This is a genomic window from Streptomyces sp. 8K308 (genome assembly GCF_004348315.1).
GTDB lineage: Bacteria > Actinomycetota > Actinomycetes > Streptomycetales > Streptomycetaceae > Streptomyces.
In genome coordinates, this window is record NZ_SMKC01000511.1 from 1 (window position 1) to 3,625 (window position 3,625).

Sequence of the window (3,625 nt, forward strand, 5' to 3'; positions counted from 1 at the left end):
GGGTGGGGGAGCGGGCCTGGGGCTGGCCATCGTCGACTCCCCCGTGCGGGCGCATGGCGGCCGCGTCGAGATCCACACGACGCCGGGGGCGGGCACGAACGTTCGCCTGCTGCTGCCACGCCACGCCTGACGCCCGCGCGCTTCGCGGCGGCACGCCCCACCTCGGCGGGTGAACCGCGGCACACGGTCGCACGGAATTGCGTTGACAGCGCTGGACGGCCTCTTGGACCATCGTCCGACCAGTTGCTCCGTGACCAATGAGAGAAACGGATCCCCTCATGCGCCAACTCGTGTGCCCCGCCGCCGTCGCAGACCTGCACACGAGGAGCCATGAACCGTCCGCACTCTCCAGCCCCCGCACGCCATGACACCGCTACTACCGGCGCGGCGCCCGGTGCCCGGCGGCTCAACCTGGGCGTGGTGGCCCACGTCGACGCCGGCAAGACCAGTCTGACCGAGGCGCTGCTGCACGTCGGCGGTGCCATCGAACAGGCCGGCCGGGTGGATGACGGCACGACTCAGACCGACACCATGTCCCTGGAGCGGCGACGGGGAATCACGATCCGCTCCGCCGTCGCGACATTCGAGATCGACGACGTCACCGTCAACCTCGTCGACACCCCCGGCCATCCCGACTTCATCGCCGAGGTCGACCGCTCACTGGCGGTCCTCGATGGCGCGGTCCTGGTGCTGTCCGCCGTGGAGGGCGTGCAGGCCCAGACCATCGTGCTGTATCGGGCGCTGCACCGCCTGGGCATCCCCGTGGTCTTCTTCGTCAACAAGATCGACAGGGCGGGCGCCGCGCCCGAGACGGTCCTTGAGGGAATGCGAAGCCGCCTGAGCACGGCTCTCGTGCCGCTTGGTCACGTGCACAACCCCGGTACGGCGGCGGCCGAGGCCGTTCCGTGCGCGTGGGAGGACCCCATCGAGGCCGAGCGTCTGACGGGGCTGATCGCGGACCATGACGAGGATCTGCTCGAGGACTGGCTCGCCCGGGATCGCCCCGTCGGACCGCAGCGGCTGCGCACCGCCCTGGGACGCCTCACGCGTGCCGGTGACGTCCATCCGGTCCTGTTCGGGTCGGCCAGGACCGGTGCTGGCATCCGGTCTCTGATCGGCTCCGTCACCGAATTGCTGCCCGTGGCACCCGGCGACGATCACGCACCGGTGGCGGCGCAGGTGTTCAAGGTCGAACGGTCACCAGGAGGGCAGCGGGTCTGCACGGTGCGGATGCGTGCCGGGACACTCGGCGTCCGCGATCGGGTGTCGCTCGGCGGTGACCGGTGGGCGACCGTGACGGCCGTGGAGGTCTTCGAACCCGGCGGTGCCGTCCAGCGCCCTCGTGCGGCGGCCGGCCAGATCACGCGCGTCCGGGGCCTCGATGGCGCTCGGATCGGAGACTGGATCGGCTGCCGCCCGGCCGGCACCACCGCGGCAGCGGCGCTGCCGGAACCTGGCTTTGAGACCAGGGTGGTTGCCCGTGATCCCGCTCGGCAGGGTGAGGTACACCAGGCCCTGACCGAACTCGCCGACATCGATCCGCTGATCGCCCTGCGGCCCGAGCGGGGTGCCGCACGGATTCGCATCTACGGCGAGGTGCAGCAGGAGGTCCTGGCCGACACGCTGGTAGCCGAATACGGCATCGATGTCGACTTCCGCGACACCGGCGTGGTCTGCGTCGAACGACCGTCGGGAACCGGCAGCGCCGCGCTGCGCCTGGGCGAAGCCGGCCACGTGTACAACTACGCCCTGGCGGTGACCGTCGAACCGGCCGCGCCCGGCTCCGGCGTCGAGCTCGTCATCGCCGCGGACCGGGCACAACTACCCCTGCACGTCTACGGCAACGTCGGCGGATACCAGGCCGCGATCCTGGAGTACCTCCATGAGCCCCTGGCGGTCGGCCCGCACGGGTGGCGGGTGGTCGACACACGGATCACGGTCACCGACAGCGGCTACCCCCCGGCGGGCCCGCGCGCCGCGGAGGTCCGGCGCACGACCGACGCGGTCGTCCGCGAAGCACTCAGGCGGGCCGGCACGGTTGTCTGCGAGCCCGTCGACCGGTTCGTGCTCGAAGCGCCGGCGGACGAGCTGGCCCCTGTGCTCGCCCTGCTGGGCCGCCACGGTGCCGTCCCTGAGACGCTCCGGACCGCCGGGCCTGTCGCGGTGATCACCGGAACCCTTCGGAAAGCAGAGGCGAACGCGGTACGTGCGGGGTTGCACAGCGCGGCTCACGGCGAGGGTGTCCTCGAAACCGCCCCTGACCACTACCAACCCGTGCGAACCACCTGCGGCGGGCAGCGATGAGGCCCCCGGCGCGCCCGGGTTCCGCTCCGCGCCGTCCGCGACAGCTCGCACGCCGCTTCCTGGTCTGGAACTTCCTTCGGGCCGTGCTGCAGAACGGCTGGTGGCTCGTCACCAGCTTGTACATGGTGGTCGATGCGGGCCTGTCCCCCGCGCAACTTCTTGTCATCGCCGCCGTACAGGGCGTGGCGAGCAGCGTCTTCGAGATCCCGGCCGGGGTCGTGTCCGACACCATCGGCCGCAAGGCGGCGATCGTCACCTCTCACGCCCTGATGGCCGCCGCCATGATCACGACCGGATTGTCCTCCGACTTCCTGCCGCTGATGGTGGCGCAGGTGCTGTGGGGAATCGCCGGCACGTTCGCCAGCGGATCCGACGTGGCGTGGGCAACGGACGAGATCGACCAGCCCGAGCGCATGCATCTGCTGATCGCCGCTCAGGGACGGTGGCAGATGATCGGCTCAGGAGCCGGCATCGTCGTCTTCGGCGCGCTCGCGACGATCCTCAACCGACCGGCGGCCATCGCCGGCGCGGGCGTTCTGATGCTCGTACTGGGGGCATGGTTCACCGTGGCTTTTCCCGAGGACAACTTCGTCCGGGTGCGCAAGGACCACCTCCGCGTCGCGCTTGGCATCGCCCGCAGAGGCGCACGGCTCGTGGTCACCGACCGCACCGTGTGCGTTCTGGTCATCGTCACGGTCCTGGTGAACGGCGCGGGTGACTCCTTTGCCCGTGTCTATCCGGTGCAGCTGTCCGGCCTCGGTCTCCCCTCGGGCATGTCCGGCACGGTGTGGTTCACCGCCATCTCCCTGGCCGGCTACGCGTTCGCGGTTCTCGCGCTCGCCGTCGCCCAGAATCGGCTCCACGACGATCACGGGGCCCGCGCGGCCCTGGCCCTCTCATGCGCCACAGGGCTGATCAGCTTCGTGCTGGTCGGGCTGGCGCCGAACCTCACCTACGCCATCGTGGGCGTGGTCATCGCGAACGGCATCGCCATGCCCCTGATTCGGACGATCACCACGATCTGGGTCAACCGCCGCACAGCGAACGACATCCGGGCCACGACCCATTCCTTCATGGCACAGGCCGAGTACGTCGGTGAGATCGTCTGCGCGTCCAGCCTGGCCGGGGTCTCGGGAGCGATGGGGGCGGGGAACACCGTGGCCCTGGCCGCCTCGCTCTTCGCGGCGAGCGCGGCGGTGCTCGCACTGGCCAGGGTCCGAGGCGCCGACCCGACTTCCGTGGCACACGCCTCACCCGTTGGCGGAGGTGCGACGTGACGGCGCGTGGGGGCGCGTCCGCCCTCCCCGCTCGGGGCGGGGAG

Annotated in this window: 3 protein-coding genes; all 3 read left to right on the forward strand. The window is 70.8% G+C overall.

Annotated elements, in window-relative coordinates; genetic code table 11:
* Positions 1-130: ATP-binding protein (locus E1265_RS34930; protein ID WP_279571493.1), on the forward strand; the 130-nt coding region annotated here is incomplete at its 5' end.
* A gap of 200 nt (positions 131-330) precedes the next feature.
* On the forward strand, positions 331-2,304 hold the full coding sequence (locus E1265_RS34935; RefSeq protein ID WP_132934973.1) for a TetM/TetW/TetO/TetS family tetracycline resistance ribosomal protection protein: 1,974 nt from the start codon (positions 331-333) through the stop codon (positions 2,302-2,304).
* An 83-nt stretch (positions 2,305-2,387) separates the two neighbouring features.
* Positions 2,388-3,581 carry an MFS transporter gene (locus tag E1265_RS34940; RefSeq protein WP_207931333.1) on the forward strand — a complete coding sequence of 398 codons (1,194 nt, stop codon included), beginning with the start codon at positions 2,388-2,390 and terminating at the stop codon, positions 3,579-3,581.
* Positions 3,582-3,625 lie beyond the last annotated feature (44 nt).

Excerpts from the sequence above, each read along its gene's own strand:
- E1265_RS34935 (WP_132934973.1), top strand. The coding sequence starts at position 331 with ATGAACCGTCCGCACTCTCCAGCCCCCGCACGCCATGACACCGCTACT.